This window comes from Streptomyces sp. NPDC002935, from assembly GCF_040611295.1.
In the GTDB taxonomy this organism is placed as follows: Bacteria; Actinomycetota; Actinomycetes; order Streptomycetales; family Streptomycetaceae; genus Streptomyces.
In genome coordinates this window covers 177,012-194,598 of record NZ_JBEXNW010000006.1, presented here as the reverse complement: position 1 = coordinate 194,598, position 17,587 = coordinate 177,012, and the positions used below count along the sequence as shown (strand labels likewise).

The 17,587-nt window shown below is 69.3% G+C and carries 15 protein-coding genes and 1 pseudogene; 11 read left to right on the top strand and 5 right to left on the bottom strand.

Going from position 1 to position 17,587, the window contains the following annotated elements:
* Positions 1–111: 111 nt before the first annotated feature.
* A complete protein-coding gene (gene msrA / locus ABZX90_RS10355; protein ID WP_351131190.1) occupies positions 112–624 on the bottom strand; it encodes a peptide-methionine (S)-S-oxide reductase MsrA in 513 nt (170 codons plus the stop codon).
* A 276-nt stretch (positions 625–900) separates the two neighbouring features.
* Here msrA and ABZX90_RS10350 point away from each other — a divergent pair.
* From ABZX90_RS10350 to ABZX90_RS10340, 3 genes and pseudogenes are all read left to right on the top strand, one after another.
* A pseudogene (locus tag ABZX90_RS10350) lies at positions 901–1,626 on the top strand (MHYT domain-containing protein); the annotation flags it as partial.
* A gap of 50 nt (positions 1,627–1,676) precedes the next feature.
* On the top strand, positions 1,677–2,492 hold the full coding sequence (locus ABZX90_RS10345) for an alpha/beta fold hydrolase (protein ID WP_355203247.1): 816 nt from the start codon (positions 1,677–1,679) through the stop codon (positions 2,490–2,492).
* 47 nt (positions 2,493–2,539) lie between these two features.
* Positions 2,540–2,749, top strand: coding sequence for a hypothetical protein (locus ABZX90_RS10340; protein ID WP_355203244.1), 210 nt, complete (start codon positions 2,540–2,542; stop codon positions 2,747–2,749).
* A gap of 157 nt (positions 2,750–2,906) precedes the next feature.
* Here the strand turns inward: ABZX90_RS10340 and ABZX90_RS10335 are convergent, their stop codons facing one another.
* Positions 2,907–3,527: an ATP-binding protein gene (locus tag ABZX90_RS10335; protein WP_355203241.1), complete on the bottom strand. Its 621-nt coding sequence runs from the start codon at positions 3,525–3,527 to the stop codon at positions 2,907–2,909.
* Between the two features lie 233 nt (positions 3,528–3,760).
* Between ABZX90_RS10335 and ABZX90_RS10330 the strand changes: the two genes are divergently transcribed.
* Positions 3,761–4,357: a TetR/AcrR family transcriptional regulator gene (locus tag ABZX90_RS10330; protein ID WP_351131186.1), complete on the top strand. Its 597-nt coding sequence runs from the start codon at positions 3,761–3,763 to the stop codon at positions 4,355–4,357.
* Between the two features lie 56 nt (positions 4,358–4,413).
* Here ABZX90_RS10330 and ABZX90_RS10325 read toward each other — a convergent pair whose 3' ends face one another.
* Entirely contained in the window at positions 4,414–6,066 is a 1,653-nt protein-coding gene (locus ABZX90_RS10325) for a sigma-70 family RNA polymerase sigma factor (RefSeq protein WP_355203238.1), read from the bottom strand.
* Positions 6,067–6,456: 390 nt separating this feature from the next.
* On the opposite strand from ABZX90_RS10325, the gene ABZX90_RS10320 reads away from it, so the two are divergent.
* Positions 6,457–7,872, top strand: a complete 1,416-nt coding sequence (locus ABZX90_RS10320) for a DEAD/DEAH box helicase (RefSeq protein ID WP_351131182.1) — start codon at positions 6,457–6,459, stop codon at positions 7,870–7,872.
* A 191-nt stretch (positions 7,873–8,063) separates the two neighbouring features.
* Here the strand turns inward: ABZX90_RS10320 and ABZX90_RS10315 are convergent, their stop codons facing one another.
* Positions 8,064–8,516 carry a DUF1801 domain-containing protein gene (locus tag ABZX90_RS10315; RefSeq protein WP_355203235.1) on the bottom strand — a complete coding sequence of 151 codons (453 nt, stop codon included), beginning with the start codon at positions 8,514–8,516 and terminating at the stop codon, positions 8,064–8,066.
* 163 nt (positions 8,517–8,679) lie between these two features.
* Here ABZX90_RS10315 and ABZX90_RS10310 point away from each other — a divergent pair, with 163 nt between their 5' ends.
* The 6 genes from ABZX90_RS10310 to ABZX90_RS10285 all read left to right on the top strand — a co-directional run bounded on the left by ABZX90_RS10310 (position 8,680) and on the right by ABZX90_RS10285 (position 16,485).
* Positions 8,680–9,321: a TetR/AcrR family transcriptional regulator gene (locus tag ABZX90_RS10310; RefSeq protein WP_355203232.1), complete on the top strand. Its 642-nt coding sequence runs from the start codon at positions 8,680–8,682 to the stop codon at positions 9,319–9,321.
* Between the two features lie 259 nt (positions 9,322–9,580).
* Positions 9,581–10,450 carry an arpA protein gene (locus tag ABZX90_RS10305; RefSeq protein ID WP_355203229.1) on the top strand — a complete coding sequence of 290 codons (870 nt, stop codon included), beginning with the start codon at positions 9,581–9,583 and terminating at the stop codon, positions 10,448–10,450.
* A 69-nt stretch (positions 10,451–10,519) separates the two neighbouring features.
* Positions 10,520–11,365: a class I SAM-dependent methyltransferase gene (locus ABZX90_RS10300; RefSeq protein ID WP_355203226.1), complete on the top strand. Its 846-nt coding sequence runs from the start codon at positions 10,520–10,522 to the stop codon at positions 11,363–11,365.
* A 59-nt stretch (positions 11,366–11,424) separates the two neighbouring features.
* Positions 11,425–13,185, top strand: coding sequence for a choline/carnitine O-acyltransferase (locus ABZX90_RS10295; RefSeq protein WP_355203223.1), 1,761 nt, complete (start codon positions 11,425–11,427; stop codon positions 13,183–13,185).
* Positions 13,186–13,319: 134 nt separating this feature from the next.
* Positions 13,320–13,778 carry a PPOX class F420-dependent oxidoreductase gene (locus ABZX90_RS10290; RefSeq protein WP_355203220.1) on the top strand — a complete coding sequence of 153 codons (459 nt, stop codon included), beginning with the start codon at positions 13,320–13,322 and terminating at the stop codon, positions 13,776–13,778.
* A gap of 358 nt (positions 13,779–14,136) precedes the next feature.
* Positions 14,137–16,485 carry a discoidin domain-containing protein gene (locus ABZX90_RS10285; RefSeq protein ID WP_355203217.1) on the top strand — a complete coding sequence of 783 codons (2,349 nt, stop codon included), beginning with the start codon at positions 14,137–14,139 and terminating at the stop codon, positions 16,483–16,485.
* A 114-nt stretch (positions 16,486–16,599) separates the two neighbouring features.
* On the opposite strand, the gene ABZX90_RS10280 is transcribed toward ABZX90_RS10285, so the two are convergent.
* A complete protein-coding gene (locus tag ABZX90_RS10280; protein ID WP_355203214.1) occupies positions 16,600–17,475 on the bottom strand; it encodes an LLM class flavin-dependent oxidoreductase in 876 nt (291 codons plus the stop codon).
* Between the last annotated feature and the right edge of the window lie 112 nt (positions 17,476–17,587).

Here is a 17,587-nt window from a genome sequence, read left to right as displayed (position 1 = left end):
GCGCGTGCAGCGGGCCGCCACCGCTGAACGGTGGCGGCCCGGCCGACGTCGGTATGGGGATGCACGGCCCGCGCGCGCAGTGCGCGCAGGCGCTGGGGGTTCAGACCCGGCTCAGGATTCCGTGCGCCTCGGCAGCCGCCAGTTCGGACGTACGAAGTGGCAGGTGTAGCCGTCGGGGTAGCGCTGCAGGTAGTCCTGGTGCTCCGGCTCCGCCTCCCAGAACGGACCGGCCGGTGCCACCTCGGTCACGACCTTCCCCGGCCACAGCCCGGAGGCGTCGACGTCGGCGATGGTCTCCTCGGCGACACGCTTCTGCTCGTCGTCGACGTAGAAGATGGCGGACCGGTAGCTGAGACCGATGTCGTTGCCCTGCCGGTTCTTCGTCGACGGGTCATGGATCTGGAAGAAGTACTCCAGGATCGTCCGGTAGTCGGTCTTCGTGGGATCGAACGTGATCTCGATCGACTCGGCGTGCGTGCCATGGTTGCGATACGTCGCGTCGGCGACATCGCCGCCGCTGTATCCCACCCGCGTGTCCAGCACGCCCGGGAACGTCCTGATCAGATCCTCCATGCCCCAGAAACAGCCGCCCGCCAGCAGCGCCTTCTCCTCGTTCCGGCTCATCGCACGCACCCTTTCTTCCTTGTCTCCGACAGACTCGCACAGGCGCCGCCGCGCGCACTCTCGGCGGTCCATCTCTCCCCCGCCTTCGCAGCGACACGGCACCGATCTGCACAAGGCCGAAAGTGCCGGTCGAAATTCCCGGTCGGGACCCTGGGCCCGGAGAGGGGTCAGCCGTGCCGCCGACCGGCAGGGCCGACCACCCCACAGGGCACCGATAACAATCGTGCAAGTTTCAAACAGCACTGGCCTGAGAATTTGTCATCGTTACCAGGCGTCCCTCTGACCGTGCTCAGTCTGATCGTGGCGATCGTGGTGGTCTCCTCGGGCGTGTTCATCGTCGGCTACCGCGGCGCCACGCGGACCTCCCTCACCGTGGCCGGTGGCGTCACCGGTGTGGGCGTCGCGATGATGCACTACCTCGGCATGTTCGCGATGCGGCTCAACGGCGACCTCCGCTACAACGTGTTCACCGTGGCCATGTCCCTGGTCATCGCCCTCGTCGCGGCGACAGCCGCCCTGTGGGCCGCCGTCTCCGTGCAGGGCGTCCTTCGTTCCCTCGGCGCCAGCCTCGTCATGGGCCTGGCGGTCACCGGCATGCACTACACCGGCATGGCCGCCGTGAGCGTCCATCTGCACACCGGCACGCAAGAGGCCGCGAGCGGCCAGTCCGGCGCCTCCCTGCTGCTGCCCATGCTCCTGGGCCCGGTCATCTTCCTCATCCTGGCGGCGGCCATCGTGATGTTCGACCCGGTCCTGATCCTCGGAGAGGGCGAGTGGAACAAGTCCGCCCGGGGACGCTCCGCGGCCGCGGTGAGCGGAACCCGCATGCCGGTGCCGGTGCCGGGCATCGAGACCGCGTCGGCGTCGACGGCGCACCACGGCCCGCAGGCCGACAGTTGGTCGTCCGCCTCCCCTCAATGGCCCGCCGCACATGAGCACGCCTCCCACTACATCGACACGGGCGCCGATGAGGCCTACAGCGTCCCGCGGATGGCCGAGTAGACCGGTTCCGTACTCTCCCTCGAAACGATCTTGAGACTAGGGTGCCGGGCATGACCTCCATAGTCCTGCGCGGCACCACGCTCCACTTCGACGACGCCGGTCCCTCGGCCGGGCTGCCCGTCCTGCTGATCCACGGGCATCCCTTCAACCGGACCCTGTGGGCCCCGCAGGTCGAGGCGCTCGTCACGGCCGGGCACCGTGTGGTCACCCCGGACCTGCGCGGCTACGGGGACAGTGGGGTCGACGCCGGCCCCGTCCTGCTCGCCGACTTCGCCGACGACCTCGTCGGACTCCTGGATCACCTGGGCATCGACCGGGCGGTGGTCGGCGGTGTCTCGATGGGCGGCCAGATCGCCATGGAACTCCAGCGCCGCCACACCGATCGCGTACGTGCCCTCGTCCTGTCGGACACCTCCGCGCCGGCCGAGACGGACGAGGGCAAGGCCTTCCGCAATCGGCTGGCCGACCGTCTCCTGGCGGAGGGCATGGACGGCTACGCGGACGAGGTCATCGGCAAGATGCTCGCCGATTACAACGTCATGGCGATGCCTGACGTCGCCGCGCACGTCCTGCGGATGATGCGCGCCACCGACCCCCGTGGCGCCGCGGCCGCCCTGCGCGGCCGGGCCGAACGTCCCGACTACCGGGACACCCTCGCCGCCGTGCAGTCCCCGGTCCTGATCGTCGTCGGTGCCGACGACGCCTTCACGCCGGTCGCCGACGCCGAGGCCATCCACGGCCTCGTGCCGCACGCGATCCTGACCGTCGTCGAGGGCGCCGGCCACCTCCCCGGTGCCGAACAGCCGGGCCGGTTCAACGCCGCGCTGCTGGACTTCCTCGCCACCCATGTGGCCACCCGTAGCTGAACACTGACTTCGCCCCGCCGTGGCGTCGCAAGGGGATAATCCTCGTCATGATGTCGGAGAGAGAGCGCCCCCGATGGTGGTTCGGGCTGCGCGGCGGAGCCTTCTTCCTCCTGGGAGGCGGGCTCGGCGTGATCGCGTACGGATTGTTCCGGCACCGGGCGCTCGGGGCGCTGCCCTGGGGTGGGCTGCTGTTCGGGACGGCCGTGGCGGCGACTCTCGGCGCGCTGTTTCCGCGTCGGCGGGAGGGGCGGCGTTAGGCGGTCTGCGGGCGCCGCCTGATCGACTGTGTGCCGGGGTGCGCAGGCGGGGGGCCGGGCCCGTCGCGGAGGACCCGTAGAACGGGCCGCTGCTGTCCTCATGGGCGCCGCGGGCTCCGGGCGGGGACTTGCTCAGAAGCGATGAGAGCAAGACCGGTTACAGCAGGAACTGCGAAGACGTGTCCGTCGGTATTTCGAACCACATGGTCTTGCCGGTCGGCATGCGCCTGCTGCCCCAGGCTTCGGCGAGCAGATCGAGCAGTTCGGTACCGCGTCCGCTCTCCGCGTCGGTGTCGGCCTCGCGGCGTACGGGGCCGGCGGGGTCCGTGTCCTCGACCTCGCACCGCAGGCGGGAGTCACGCACACACACGTTGAGCCGCAGGGGGCCGCATGTGTGGCGCAGAGCGTTGGTGACCAGTTCGCTGACCAGGAGCTCGGCGGTGTCGGCCAGGCCTTCCAGATCCCACTCGCCGAGTTGCGCGGTCACCAATTGGCGGGCCCGGCGGGCCGAGGTCAGTTCCCGCGACAGGGGCCAGGAGGCGTCCCAGGGGGTGACACAGGCCCGAGGCGCGTCGAACGGTCGTATGGGTTGCAGCGCGCGTGACCAGAGAGCCTGGTTGCGGGCGATCCACGACGTGGGTACGGCCGCTGAGGACGGGTCCTTCTCCTGAGCGCGGTTCGCGGCGTCCTCGTGCCCCGATTGCTCGCGCCGGCGGTAGAACCGGGCGAAGCGCCCCCGACGAGTGGTCGCCAGGAGATCGATGGCCCCCGGGGCCATGGGAATCAGTCCCTTCTTCACTGCTGGCGACGACGACTGCCGGAGCGGCTCGGATCCGTCGACCGACCGGTCCGAGCATGTGCCAGGTCACGCGTTCACGTGGCGCTCGTCACGATAACAAATATACATGTAGCACTCGTTACGGTAAATATGCATGCTAATGCTACTCATCCAGGCGTATGGGATGCATTCGGTCTTACGTCGCCACACCCTAGCCACAGTGGGGAGCCTTCATGCCACGGCCGACCGACCAGGCCAAACGCCTCGACCTGATCGACCGGGTCCGCGCGTACTTGATTCGCAACGGCCTGGCCGACCTCTCCCTGCGCCCCCTCGCGCAGGCCTTGGGTACGAGCGACCGCATGCTCCTCTACTACTTCGGAACCAAGGAAGGCATGGTCGCGGAGGCACTCGCCCTGGACGAGAGGCGCCCACTGCTGCGAGCCCGGAGCGTGTTCGAACACGTCGGATCCCCCCGGGACCCGGCGGAACTCCGCCGTTTCATGGAGGAGGTCTGGGAGCAGTTCCGCGCTCCCGACCTGCGCTCCGCGCTCCCCCTCTACCTCGAGATCATGACCGCCGGCCTGCTCCACACCGAGCGGTACGGGCCTGTCCTGCACGACATCCTGACCGAGTGGACCGGCCTGCTCGGCTCCGCCTTCCGCGACCTCGGAATGACCGAGGCCCGTGCCCGGACCGAGGCCGCCGTCCTGGTCGACGCGACCTTCGGTGTGCTCATCGCTTCGCTGCCCGACGGCGACCTGGACCGGGCCGACGCGGCCTTCCACGCCCTCCTCGACCGCCTCGAACCGGGCTGGCACGTCACCTGAGGCCTGTGGGACGACCACGACCGACGGATTTCCCACGCCGGAGGGATCACGAGACCTCACAGCTTGGCCCCGAAGTCCTGTGTCCACCACGGGCCGCCCGAACCTCGGTGCACACCCACCCCGATGTTCTTGAACGAGCAGTTGAGAATGTTCGCGCGGTGGCCCGGGCTGTTCATCCACGAATCCATCACCGCCTGCGGGGTCTGCTGGCCCATGGCTATGTTCTCGCCGTACGTGGACCAGCGGTAGCCGGCGGCCGTGATGCGCTCACCGGGGTCGGTGCCGTCGGGGTTGCTGTGGTCGAAGAAGTCGCGGGCGTCCATGTCCGCGGAGTGGGCCAGGGCGGCATCCTCCAGTTGCGCGTCCTCCGTGAGAGGACCGCAACCGGCGGCGGCCCGCTCCTTGTTCACCAGCGCGACCACCTGGCCCACGGTGGTCGACGGGGCCGACTGCGCCTGCGGTGTGCCGGACACCCGCCGAGTCGGCGGAGTCGAGGTCGCGGCAGCCGACGCACTCGGCTTGGCCGAGCGGTGTCTCTTGGAAGGCTTCGCCTTCGGCGATTTCGAACCGGACGCCGACGGAGAGGGAGAGGCCGATGCCGTGTCGGACGCGGAGGGGCCGGCGGCGCCGGGGGCCGAAAGGTCCATGACGGGGTCGCCCGCGGTCCGCGAGGAGGTCGCCCCGTCGGTTCGCGTTCCGGGCCCGATACCGAAGTACCAGAGTCCGCCGCCCGCCACACAGACCGCCAGAAGGGCGCCGCCGAGGGCCCGGCGCCGGACACGTCGGCGTCGGCGAGCCTCGCTGCGGGAGGTCGACCTGGCACCTGGCCCACGGTGCCCGACCGCCGCCGAGCCCGCTTCTCCGCGGCCCGCGGCGCCCGTGACCTGTGACGCCGAGCCTGCGGCAGCCATCCCGTCGGAGGTGGTACGCAGGGCCGCGAGCAGGCCAGGTGATGCGGCGATCAGCGCCAGGCCGGCCAGCAGTCCCTCCGCGGGCACCAACCCGCTCCACAGGCCGGAGCAGCGTGCGCAGTCGCGGGCGTGCCGGGCTATGCGCTTGCGCCACAGAGCCGAGGGCCGACCGTCCCAGGAGGCGAGGACACCACGCAGTTCCTCGCAGGGCGGCCGCGCGTCGAGGGCCCGTACCACCACGCGGGACGTCTCCAACTGCGCCTTCATCCGCTGTACCTGGACCGCCGTGTGCTGAGGCGACAGTTCCAAGGCCTCGGCCACCTCGGTCCGGGTCAGTTCACCGGCGCATTCCAGCCACCAAAGCGAGAGAACGCCGCGATCGTCGGGCTCGAGCCAGCGGGTCGCCAGCGCGGTCTCCCGGCGCTGGCCGGAAAGCTGGAGCCGCGCCATGGTCAGGTCCACGAAGTCGGCGCCGGGGTCCGCGAGGTCCTCGGCCTCCTCCACGGTGCCGGGGGCGCGCTGCCGGTCCTGCCAGTGCGCTCGGACCTGATTCATCGCGATCGCCACGAGCCAGGAGCGGAAGCTCTCCGGAGTACGCAGCCCCTCCAGACCGTCCAGGGCGCGGAGCATGGTGTTCTGCACGACGTCGTCGACATCGACGGAGCCGTTCAGAGCTCGCCCCACGATGTTGTAGACCAAGGGGAGAAAAGCGCCGACCAGGGCGTCCTGGGCCTCCGGGTCGCCCCCTCGGGCGGCAGTCACCAGTGCCGCCGTCGCCACCCCGTGCTGTCTCCTCATGAAAACTTCCCTGTCCTCGACTCCGAACGATGCTGCCGTCACCTGGGAGACCGCCCGCAGAACCTCGGATAACAGTTCTTCGGAGACTCGTTGCGGGAGACACTTGCCGTACCGGTCCGCCGGTCGCAATGGAAAAGGTCACATCCGGGCCACCCTGTCCGAATGAGTCGAGTCGGTATGGCGGCCTTGCCCGGATTCGGCCATGTACCTGTCGCGCGTGCCGCGCGGCCGTCCGCCGTAAGGCGAGCACGCACACCACTGGGACGCGGACCGCAACGGGCGCCTTGGTGCCCGCTGGTAAAATAAGGACACGCTTCGTGTCGCCGGGGCCCGTGCCGAGGGGTACGGGCCCCGGGGCGTTCCGGGCGTCAGACTGAGGAAGGTTCCCCCATGAACGCGAAGCCGCCGGCCCCTGGACGCTCCTCTGCTGGCGGGCACCAGCCGACGACAGCGCCGCAGGGCGACGTCTCGACACCGCAGACGGTCTCCACGGGTCTGCCTCCCGCGGCGTCGTTCGACGCGCTCGGACTGCCGCCGGAGCTGGTGACGAAGATGTCCGGCCTCGGGGTGACCGATCCTTTCCCGATCCAGGCCGCGACGCTGCCCAACGCGCTGGCCGGTCACGACGTCCTCGGACGGGCACGGACCGGTTCCGGCAAGACGCTGGCTTTCGGACTTGCCCTGCTCGCCCGGACGGCTGGCCGGCGAGCGGAGGCGAAGCGGCCGCTGGCACTGGTCCTGGTGCCGACCCGGGAGCTCGCACAGCAGGTGAGCGACGCGCTCGAACCGTACGCGCAGACCATGAACGTACGACTGGCGACGGTGGTCGGCGGCCTGTCGATCAACCGGCAGCAGGCGCTGCTGCGGACCGGCGTCGAGGTCGTCATCGCGACACCGGGACGACTGACCGACCTGGTGTCACGCCGTGACTGCCTTCTGAACCAGGTGCGGATCACGGTGCTGGACGAGGCGGACCAGATGTGCGACCTGGGCTTCCTGCCGCAGGTCTCCGACCTCCTGGATCAGATCCCTTCCGACGGGCAGCGGCTGCTGTTCTCGGCCACGCTCGACCACAACGTCGATCAGCTCGTACGGAACTACCTCCACGACCCGGTTCTCGCCTCGGTCGACCAGGTGGCGGGCTCGGTCGCCACGATGGAACACCACGTGCTGAACATTCACGGCGCCGACAAGTACGCGACGGCGACCGAGATCGCCGCGCGGGACGGCCGGGTGCTGATGTTCCTGGACACCAAGGCCGGAGTCGACCAGTTCACCCGCCACCTGCGGGCCAGCGGCATCCGGGCCTCCGCCCTGCACAGCGGGAAGTCGCAGCCGCAGCGCACGCACACGCTCGGCCAGTTCAAGAACGGTGAGATCAACGTGCTGGTGGCCACCAACGTCGCCGCCCGGGGCATCCACATCGAGGCGCTCGACCTCGTCGTCAACGTCGACCCGCCCGCCGACGCCAAGGACTACCTGCACCGGGGCGGGCGCACCGCTCGCGCCGGGGAGTCCGGGAGCGTGGTCACCCTGGTCACCCCCAACCAGCGGCGCGACGTGAACCGGATGATGTCCGAGGCCGGCATCCGGCCGATCGTCACCCAGGTGCGGTCGGGCGAGGCGGCCCTGACCGCCATCACCGGTGCCAAGCGCCCGCCGACCGGGCCGAAGCCCACCGGCAACGCGCCCTTCCGCGGCATCGGCACCCGTCCGGGGCGTCCCGCCAAGGAGTCCCGAAAGACCGCGGACGCCCGCAAGGCCGCGGAGGCCCGTGCGGCGGCCCGGGTGCGCAAGAGCCGCTGACGCCGGACGAGATGTCCTCAGCGGCGCCCGTCCCGCGCGGGCCCGGGGCGTGACGCTCCGGGCCCTCGCGTTCGATCGAGCCGGGTGAGGTCCGGTTCGTCGAACGATGCCGCGGAGAGCGCCCCCGTTCCCACGGCCCGGAAGGGTGTCCGTGCCTCGCCGACCTCGCCGGAGTGGTGTCCGGGTGCGCCTCAGCTCACCGCCTGCTTCACGAGCGCGCCGATCCGGTCCTCCGACTCGGGCGTCAGCTCGGTCAGGGCGAAGGCGGAGGCCCACATCGTGCCGTCGTCCAGCTTCGCCAGATCGCTGAACCCGAGCGTCGCGTAGCGCGCCTTGAACTTCTCCGCGCTCTGGAAGAAGCAGACGACCTTGCTGTCCAGTGCGTAGGCGGGCATGCCGTACCAGAGTTTCGGCGCGAGGACCGGAGCGACGGCCTTGACGACGGCGTGGACGCGCTCGGCCATGATCCGGTCGGAGTCCTGCATCTCGGCGATCTTCGCGAGTACGTCCCGCTCCGCCTCGGCGGCCTTGTCCGCGCGCGAGCTGCGGCGGGCCTCCTTCTTCAGCTCCTGGGCGTGGTCCTTCATCGCGGCCCGCTCCTCGGCCGTGAATCCCTCGTGCTTACCGCTTTCGGTGGTGCTCATGGCAGATGTCCCCTTGAGGATCTGATGTGCGGGATCTTTGGGCTCGTAGGTGGCGACACGCCACCATTCCATCATCGGCACGCAGCGTGCCGATGATGGAATGAATCCTCCGCTCAGTCGTCGGCATTGTCAACGGCACGGCACGTGCCGATAAGATGGCTTCATGACCGACCTGCCTGCCACGCCACGCCGCCGGGGCGCCGCGCGCACCGACGAACTGCTGCAGGCAACCCTCGATCTGGCCGCGGAGGTCGGTTACGCGGGCCTGAGCATCGAGGCCGTCGGCCGACGGGCCGGGGTCGGAAAGCACACGATCTACCGGCGCTGGCCCTCCAAGGCGGCACTGCTGCTCGACGCGCTGAGCCGGGTATGGACCAGCGACCTGGACTACCGCGACACCGGGGACGTCCGCGAGGACCTGCGCGAACAGTTCCTCCGTTCGGGCCTCGCCCTGTCCAGCCCGCCGATCGGCCCCGTCTACCGAGCGGTCATCGCCGAGGCGCAGGCCGATTCCACGCTACGGGCGACCCTGCACGAACGCTTCCTGGCCACCGTCGAGCAGAGCACCCTCGACAGGATCACCCGCGCCCAGCGCACCGGTGAGCTGAACGCGGAGGCGAACCTGGAGTTCGCCGCCGAGGTGCTGTGCGGCGCCCTGTACTACCGCAGCCTGCTGTCGAACCGCCCCATCGACGAGGACGCGGTCGACGGACTCCTGGACATGTTCATGGCTGCGTACGGAACCATCGGCCAGAGCCTGTCCGGCGCTTCGGCCACGGACCAGGAGGCTGCGGGCCGAGGGTGAGCGTCGGCGGGCCATATCGAACCCGCGGAGGCATGTTGGAGCGCACAGTTGGGCAGTGTGACGCGTCACAGACAACACGGCACCGCTGTGGGAACTTCAAGTGCCCTTCCTGCCAGCCGAGTTACCGATAAGCCGAGAGTGAGGTCCGGCCGACCGCACGGATTTGCTCGCTCGTCCCGTGTGTGCGTACGAGGTGGAACCGCGGGCCGGCGAGGGAACCGGCGAGAGGGGCGGCCGCATGCGGAGTGGAGAGGATCGAATGCGCTCTTTGGAAGCCCTGACGCTTGATCAGGTAGTCGATACGGCTCGCTATCCCCTGTCGGAACTCGCGAGCCCCAGGGGACAGGCCGTGGTTTCCCGTGCCCGGCGCGACCTGTCGACTCTCGGCTGCACCGTGCTGCCGGACTTCGTCCGCCCGTCACTGCGCGATGTGCTGCGGCAGGAGTGCTCGGCCATCGCCCCCCGGGCGCATCACGACGTCGAGACGGTGAACGTCTACAACATCGCGGTGGACTCGGCGCTGCCGGAGGACCATCCGGGCCGGAAGACCTTCGAGCGGGGTAACGCCTTCGTCGCGCGGGACCGCATCCCCGTGGACTCCCTCATCAGCCGGCTCTACTCCGACACGGTGTTCCGGCACTTCATCGCCGGCTGCTTCGAACTGCCGGAGCTGCACGAGCTGGCGGACCCGCTCTCCGGGCTGGTTCTCAACGTCATCGCGCCGGGCATGGAGCACCCGTGGCACTTCGACACCAACGAGTTCACCGTGAGCATGCTCACCCAGCAGGCGCAGGCCGGCGGCGTCTTCGAGTACTGCCCGAACATTCGGACCGCGCAGGACGAGAATTTCGACGACGTCCGGGACGTAGTGGACGGCCGGGGCGAGCGGTTGACCCGGCGCCTCCCCCTGCAACCGGGTGACCTGCAGTTGTTCAAAGGGCGCTACTCGCTGCACCGAGTGAGCCCGGTGCGCGGCGAGGTCGCGCGCCACTCCGCGATATTCGCCTACAGCGAGCGCCCCGGCGTCATCGGGAGCGTGGAACGAACCCGGCAGCTCTTCGGCCGGGTGCTGCCCGAGCACCTGGCGGCCGAGGGCCGTGCGGTCCGCGGCGACCGGCTCCTCGACTAGCGGGCGAAGAGAACCCGTAGTCGCCGTAGGCCGTTTCCCCCTGTGCGATCCCACGGAGGAGTAAGCCCTGTGCGTTTCGACGTGACCGGAAAAGTCTCACTCGACCACATCTACGACCAGCCCGACCCGCGAACCTATTTCACGGCGCTGCGCCCGCTCGACTACGGCGTTCCTCAGCAGGCCAAGCCCTACTTCGGCAAGATCATCACGGAGTACCGCGAGTCCCAGCACGTCGCGGTACCGAAGGTGCTGGACATCGGCTGCTCGTACGGAATCAACGCCGCCCTGCTGAAGTATGACGCGACCATGGACGAGTTGTACGCGCGCTACGGCGACGAGGAGCGTGCGGGTGAGACCCGCGAGGCCTTGCTGGCCCGCGACCGGGAGCTCGCTCGGTCACGCCAACCCCCGCAAGCGGTCCGCTTCGTCGGCCTCGACACCTCCGGCAGCGCGCTGTCCTACGCTCTTGAGGCCGGGTTCCTCGACGACGTGGTGCACGCCGACCTGGAGAAGCACGAGCCCACACCACGACAGCGCGCCCAACTCTCGGGTACGGACCTGGTGATCTCGACGGGCTGCGTCGGCTACGTCACCGAGCGGACGCTCACGCGAGTCGTCCAGGCGCAGGGCATCCGCCGGCCCTGGATGGCGCACTTCGTACTGCGGATGTTCCCGTTCGACTCCGTCGAGCGCGCGTTGGCGAGTCTGGGCTACCGGACCGTCCGCGTCGACGAGGTGTTCAGACAGCGGCGGTTCGCCTCCCCGCACGAGCAGGCGCTCGTGCTCGACAGCATGTCGGCCGCAGGGGTGGATCCACGGGGCCTGGAGGCGGAAGGCTGGCTGTACGCACAGCTCTACCTTTCCCGGCCGTACGACATCACAGATACCGACGATCCGAATCGAGAACAGAGTTGAAGATCAGTCAGGATGCGTCAGGCAACGCGACCTTCGCCCAGGAGGACAGCCTCCCGCGCGTGCCGCTGCCTACGCTGGATGCGAGCTGCGAGAGGTTTCTCGCCTGGTGTACGCCGCTGCTGACCGCCGACGAGCGGTCGGCGACCGAGGCGGAGGTCGCCGCCTTTCTCCGACCCGGTGGCCCCGGCCGGGTACTGCATGCCGCGCTGGAGGAACACGACGCCACGGAGGGCGTGCACAGCTGGCTCGACACCTTCTGGCCGTACCGCTACCTGGGCCGCCGGGACCGGATCGCCCTCAACGCCAACTTCTTCTTCCTGTTCCAGGACTCCGGCCAGGCGCAGGTGGAGCGGTCGGCCGGGCTCGTCGCCGGGGCCCTCAACTACAAGCGGCAGCTCGATCAGGGGCTGATTCCACCGGTGGTGCAGCGCGGAGCACCTCAGTCGATGGTGCAGAACAAGTTCCTGTTCTCCAACACGCGTATCCCCGGCGCGCGGCAGGACACCGTCCGCGCCCCCTACACCGAGGAGTGGCCTGGCCCGTCCGAGGCCCGGCACGTCGTGGTGTTCTTCCGGGGCGGCATGTTCCGGCTGGACGTGCTGGGTCCGGACGGTGTCCCGCACAGCCTGGACGACATCGAGGCGGGGCTGCGCGCCGTGATGAAGGCCGACCCGGCCGACGCGGACACCTCGGTGGGCCACCTCACCACCATGGCCCGCGCGGAGTGGGCGGCCGCCCGGGAGTCCCTTCTCGCCTGCCACCCCCGCAACGCCGACGCTCTTGACGATGTCGAGACCGCGCTGTTCTGCGTCGCTCTGGAGGACTTCGCCCCCGCGGACGTCCAGGACGCCTGTGACCAGCTTCTGTACGGCGACCGCGGCAACCGCTGGTTCGACAAGGCCGTGTCCTTCGTCGTCTTCGCCGACGGACGGGCGGGCATCAACGTCGAGCACTGCGAGCTGGACGGGACCACGATCCTCACCTTCACCGACGCCCTGCTCAACACCCCGGCAGAGGAGCAGTCCCGGCAGTCCGGAGCCCGCTCCCAGGGGCTGCCGGCGCTGGAGCCGATCGTGTTCGAACTGGACGACGCGCTGCGGGACCAGGCGCGCTCCGCCGCCGACGCGTTCGCGGCGTACGGGGAGAACACCGCGACCAGCACGTTGTCGTTCGCGGACTTCGGCAGCAGCGCGGCCAAGGTGCTGGGGGTCTCGCCGGACGCGTTCGTCCAGGCCGCCTACCAGCTCGCCCACCAGCGCGCCAAGGGGCACTTGGGCGCCACGTACGAGTCGATCGCCACCCGGCAGTACCGGCACGGGCGGACCGAGGCGATGCGCGTCGTCACCACCGAGATGGTGGCTTTCGTGGCGGCGATGGAGGACCCGGCAGCGGACGCGGACGCCCGGCGCGCCGCGTTTCGGGCAGCCACGGAGGCCCATGTGGCGCGCGCGAAGGCGTGCCAGGCCGGGCAGGTGCCGGAGCAGCACCTGTGGGAGCTGGAGCTGATCCAGCGCCGGCGGGGGGCCGAGCTCGGGGTGACCGAGCAGCCCGCGCTGTACCGGACGCCGGGCTGGTTGACCATGCGGGACGACTACCTGAGCACGAGCTCCGCGCCGTCCGTCAATATCCAGTACTTCGGCTTCGGGTCGACCAGCAGCCAGTGCATCGGTGTCGCCTATGTGCTGCTTCCCGAGCGGTTCAACCTCTACCTGAGCACGCCGTTGGCGGTCGCCCCGCAGATGCGGACGTTCGCCGACCGGCTCCGGGAGGCGATGGACGAACTCCGGGAGCTGCTGGCGCCCGAGCGGCCTGAGGACTGACGGACCCCGCCGCCGGACCGGAACTCACGGTCGGGGACCACGGTCCGGCGGCCCTCGCCCACCTCGGCAAACCAGGGCCTGTTGCGAACTGGATCGCCAGAAATACCTGTGTAGCCACCGACGTTGATCAGGTCATGAGTCAAGGACCCGCTCCTCGCCCACTGTCCGACGAAGCCCTCTCCAAGCTGCTCGGCAAGCAGCAGTTCGGTACCCTCGCCACTGTCAAGCGCACCGGCCATCCCCACCTGACCACCATGCTCTACAGCTGGGATGCCGAGGGCCGCATCCTGCGGTTCTCGACGACAGCCGACCGCGTCAAGGTCAAGCACCTGCGGCGCGACCCGCATGCAGCCCTGCATGTGCAGGGCGACGACGTGTGGTCTTTCGCAGTCGCCGAGGGCAAGGCCGCGGTCTCCGAGGTGACGATGCTTCCCGGTGACGAGGTGGGGCGGGAACTGCTCGGGATGATCCCGAAGGGCGCGGAGCCGGAAGACGAAGATGCGTTCCTGAGGCAGCTCGTCGCCGAACGCCGCGTCGTCATCCGGTTGAAGGTGGACCAGATGTACGGAACGGCGCTCGACATCAAGGATTGAGGTCCGCTGGGAAGGCGCTGGTCACAGCACCTCGTTGATGACGGCGACCAGGACGGTCGCTCAGCAGCGGACGGCCGATCTGTCGTATCGCGTTGATACGGCGCGGTGCCTCTTCAGGCGGCTGATTCCGCACTCCACGGCGTGGCCCTCACGGTAGTCGACCTGTCGAACTTGGCCGGTCGGCCGCCGAGGGAGCCGCGCTTCTTTCGGTTGCGGATGGGGTCGGTCTTCTCCGGGACGCGCAGTCAATTATTTGCGGCTGCTAGTATCAATCTTGCGCACGTACATGGACTTCCTTTACTGCCACTCCTAGCCTTCTTGCGTCCGCTCACCCCACGAGCCCTAAGGACGCACGCCTGTGACTTCCTCTCCCCAAGGCAGACCCCTGCGCCGCGGCGTAGCGGCATCCGTGTCATTGGCACTCGCGGCGGCCGGTACGGTCGCGGCCGTGGCGCTCGCCCCCAGCGCGGTCGCGGCGGGAGTGCCCGCCCCTTCCCCCGTCGGGATCTCCGGCCGGGGCGCCGATGTTCCGTTCAAGGAACAGGAGGCCGAGTACGCCGCCACCAACGGCGCCCTCATCGGTCCGGACCGCCTGTACGGTCATCTCCCCTCCGAGGCGTCCGGGCGCCAGGCGGTGACGCTGGACGCGACGGGCGAGTACGTCGAGTTCACGCTGACCGCGCCGGCCAACGCCATGTCGTTCCGCTACTCGCTGCCCGACAACGCGGCCGGCAGCGGCCGCGACGCGAGCCTCGACCTCAAGGTCGACGGCAACCAGCTCAAGAGCGTCCCGGTGACCTCCAAGTACGGCTGGTACTACGGCGGTTACCCGTTCAACAACAACCCCGGCGACACCAACCCGCACCACTTCTACGACGAGACCCGCACCATGTTCGGCTCCACGCTGCCGGCCGGCAGCAAGGTGCGCCTCCAGGTCTCCTCCACGAGCGCCTCACCCACGTTCACCATCGACCTCGCCGACTTCGAGCAGGTGGGCGCACCCGTCGGCAAGCCGTCCGGAGCCCTCGACGTCGTCGGCGACTTCGGCGCGGACCCGACCGGAGCATCCGATTCCACCGCCAAGTTCCAGGCGGCGGTCGACGCCGGCAAGGCGCAGGGCAAGTCCGTGTACATCCCGCAGGGCACCTTCCAGGTACGCGATCACATCGTCGTCGACCAGGTGACGCTGGCCGGGGCGGGCCCCTGGTACAGCGTCCTCACCGGCCGCGACCCGGTCGACCGGTCGAAGGCCGTCGGCGTCTACGGCAAGTACGCGAGCCAGGGCGGCAGCAAGAACGTCACCCTCAAGAACTTCGCCATCATGGGCGACATCCGCGAGCGGGTGGACAACGACCAGGTCAACGCCATCGGCGGCGCGATGTCCGACTCCACGGTCGACAACGTGTGGATGCAGCACACCAAGTGCGGGGCCTGGATGGACGGGCCGATGGACAACTTCACCGTCAAGAACAGCCGCATCCTCGATCAGACCGCCGACGGCGTGAACTTCCACATGGGCGTCACCAACTCCACCGTCACCAACACCTTGGTGAGGAACACGGGTGACGACGGCCTCGCGATGTGGGCGGAGAGCGTCCCGAACGTCAAGAACAAGTTCACCTTCAACACGGTGATCCTGCCGATCCTCGCGAACAACATCGTCACGTACGGCGGCAAGGACATCACCATCTCCGACAACGTCATGGCGGACACCATCACCAACGGCGGTGGCCTGCACGTCGCCAACCGCTACCCCGGGGTCAACTCCGGCCAGGGCACGGCCGTTTCCGGAACCACCACGGCCGCCCGCAACACCCTGATACGGACCGGGAACAACGACTACAACTGGCAGTTCGGGGTCGGCGCGGTCTGGTTCAGCGGCCTCAACGAGCCCCTGAACGCGACCGTCAACATCACCGACAGCGAGATCCTCGACAGCTCCTACGCCGCGATCATGAACATCGAGGGGGCGACCAACGGCCTGCACTTCGACCATGTGCGGATCGACGGAGCCGGCACCTACGCCCTCCAGATCCAGGCGCCGGGCACAGCCTCGTTCAGCAATGTCACGGCCACGAACATCGGCCAGTCCAACCCGATCCACAACTGCGTCGGCTCCGGCTTCCAGATCACCCGCGGCGCAGGCAACAGCGGCTGGTACGCCGACCCGCCGGTCTGCACGGGTACTTGGCCGGAGCCGAAATGGACCAACGGTGGGGTGCCGGGCGGGGGCACACCGCCCACCGACCCGCCCACCGATCCTCCGACCGACCCGCCCACCGACCCCACCCTGAATCTCGCCAAGAACCGGCCGGTCACCGAGACCAGTCACACCGACGTCTACCCCGCCACCAACGCCGTTGACGGCAACGCCGACAGCTACTGGGAGAGCGCCAACCACGCCTTCCCGCAGTCCGTCACCGTCGACCTGGGCGCCGCGAAAGCGGTCAAGCGTGTCGTCCTCAAGCTTCCCCCGGCGGCCGCGTGGGCCACGCGCACGCAGACCCTGAGTGTCCAGGGCAGCACCGACAACTCCACGTTCACCACACTCAAGCCCTCAGCCGGGTACACGTTCGACCCGTCGAGCGGCAACACCGTGACCCTGACCCTGTCCGGCACCCCCACCCGCTATCTGCGTGTCCTCATCACGGGCAACACCGGCTGGCCCGCGGGACAACTCTCCGAACTCGAGGCCTACAGCGGCTGAGTTGACTACGGGGACTCTCCTCCGCGTGCCTCCGTGTTCCTCCGTGTTCGTGGCGGCCCCGGCCCGGATCTCTGGTCCGGGCCGGGGCCGCCAAGGGCTTCCGTCACGGGCCGGTCAGGCCGACGGGCTGATGAGCTTCTCGGTGACCCACCGTGCGACGTCGGCGGGGTAGGGCGCCGGAATCCCAAGGACGATGTGCCTGAAGCCTGCGGCGAGCGCGTCACCGATAGCGTCCCGGGTCATGTCGGGCCGGTCGTAGGAGACGGGCAGGACCATGGAGCGGGAGATCGAGGCGGGGTCGCGGCCGATCTCGGCGCAGTAGCGGTCCAGCAGCGCGCCGCGACGGACCGCGTCGTCGATGTCGCCGCCGGGGATGTTCCACAGGTCGGCGTGTTCGGCGACCACGCGCAGCGTCGCGGACGAGCGTCCGCCGATGAGGATCGGCGGGTGGGGGCGCTGGACGGGCTTGGGGTTGCCGAACGCTCCGGTGAGCTGGTGGTGGGTGCCGAGGAAATCGAACGGCTCCTCCTCGGTCCACAGCCGCCGGATCACCGTACAGGCTTCGGCAAGGCTCCCGACGGCGTGCGCGGAGTCGTGGAAGGGCAGCCCGTGTGCCGCGTACTCGCGCCGGGCCAGGGGATGGCCCGGGCGTGAGCCGGCGCCGATGCCGAAGTCCAGCCGTCCGGCGGAGACGATGTCCACGGTCGCGGCGATCTTGGCGAGCATCGCGGGCGGCCGGAACCGGTTGCTGGTCACCATCACGCCGAGCCGCAGCCGTCGGGTCTGGGCGGCCAGGGCGGAGAGCAGTGTCCAGCCCTCGTACGTCGGTCCGTCCTGGTCGCCGAAGATCGGCATGAGGTGGTCGAACAACCACGCGTGTTCTATCTGTGGGATCGCATCCGCCTCGCGCCAGACCCGTAGGACGTCGTGGTAGTCGACCTGCGAGGGGGCGGTCATGATGCCGAAACGGGGCCGGGGTATGTGCGGCATGGGTCCATCGGTCCTTTCGACGCCGGCGACGCCGACCGCAGCGCTCCGGCAGGCTGGAGGAAGAGCGGTCGCTCGGCGGGCGCCGGGCACCCGCGCGATGTCCGCGGACTCG

What these genes read in the sequence shown, in the direction of transcription:
- msrA (WP_351131190.1), bottom strand. Translation starts at nt 624, where the DNA reads ATGAGCCGGAACGAGGAGAAGGCGCTGCTGGCGGGCGGCTGTTTCTGG.
- ABZX90_RS10345 (WP_355203247.1), top strand. Translation starts at nt 1,677, where the DNA reads ATGACCTCCATAGTCCTGCGCGGCACCACGCTCCACTTCGACGACGCC.
- ABZX90_RS10340 (WP_355203244.1), top strand. Translation starts at nt 2,540, where the DNA reads ATGATGTCGGAGAGAGAGCGCCCCCGATGGTGGTTCGGGCTGCGCGGC.
- ABZX90_RS10335 (WP_355203241.1), bottom strand. Translation starts at nt 3,527, where the DNA reads ATGGCCCCGGGGGCCATCGATCTCCTGGCGACCACTCGTCGGGGGCGC.
- ABZX90_RS10330 (WP_351131186.1), top strand. Translation starts at nt 3,761, where the DNA reads ATGCCACGGCCGACCGACCAGGCCAAACGCCTCGACCTGATCGACCGG.
- ABZX90_RS10325 (WP_355203238.1), bottom strand. Translation starts at nt 6,066, where the DNA reads ATGAGGAGACAGCACGGGGTGGCGACGGCGGCACTGGTGACTGCCGCC.
- ABZX90_RS10320 (WP_351131182.1), top strand. Translation starts at nt 6,457, where the DNA reads ATGAACGCGAAGCCGCCGGCCCCTGGACGCTCCTCTGCTGGCGGGCAC.
- ABZX90_RS10315 (WP_355203235.1), bottom strand. Translation starts at nt 8,516, where the DNA reads ATGAGCACCACCGAAAGCGGTAAGCACGAGGGATTCACGGCCGAGGAG.
- ABZX90_RS10310 (WP_355203232.1), top strand. Translation starts at nt 8,680, where the DNA reads ATGACCGACCTGCCTGCCACGCCACGCCGCCGGGGCGCCGCGCGCACC.
- ABZX90_RS10305 (WP_355203229.1), top strand. Translation starts at nt 9,581, where the DNA reads ATGCGCTCTTTGGAAGCCCTGACGCTTGATCAGGTAGTCGATACGGCT.
- ABZX90_RS10290 (WP_355203220.1), top strand. Translation starts at nt 13,320, where the DNA reads ATGAGTCAAGGACCCGCTCCTCGCCCACTGTCCGACGAAGCCCTCTCC.
- ABZX90_RS10280 (WP_355203214.1), bottom strand. Translation starts at nt 17,475, where the DNA reads ATGCCGCACATACCCCGGCCCCGTTTCGGCATCATGACCGCCCCCTCG.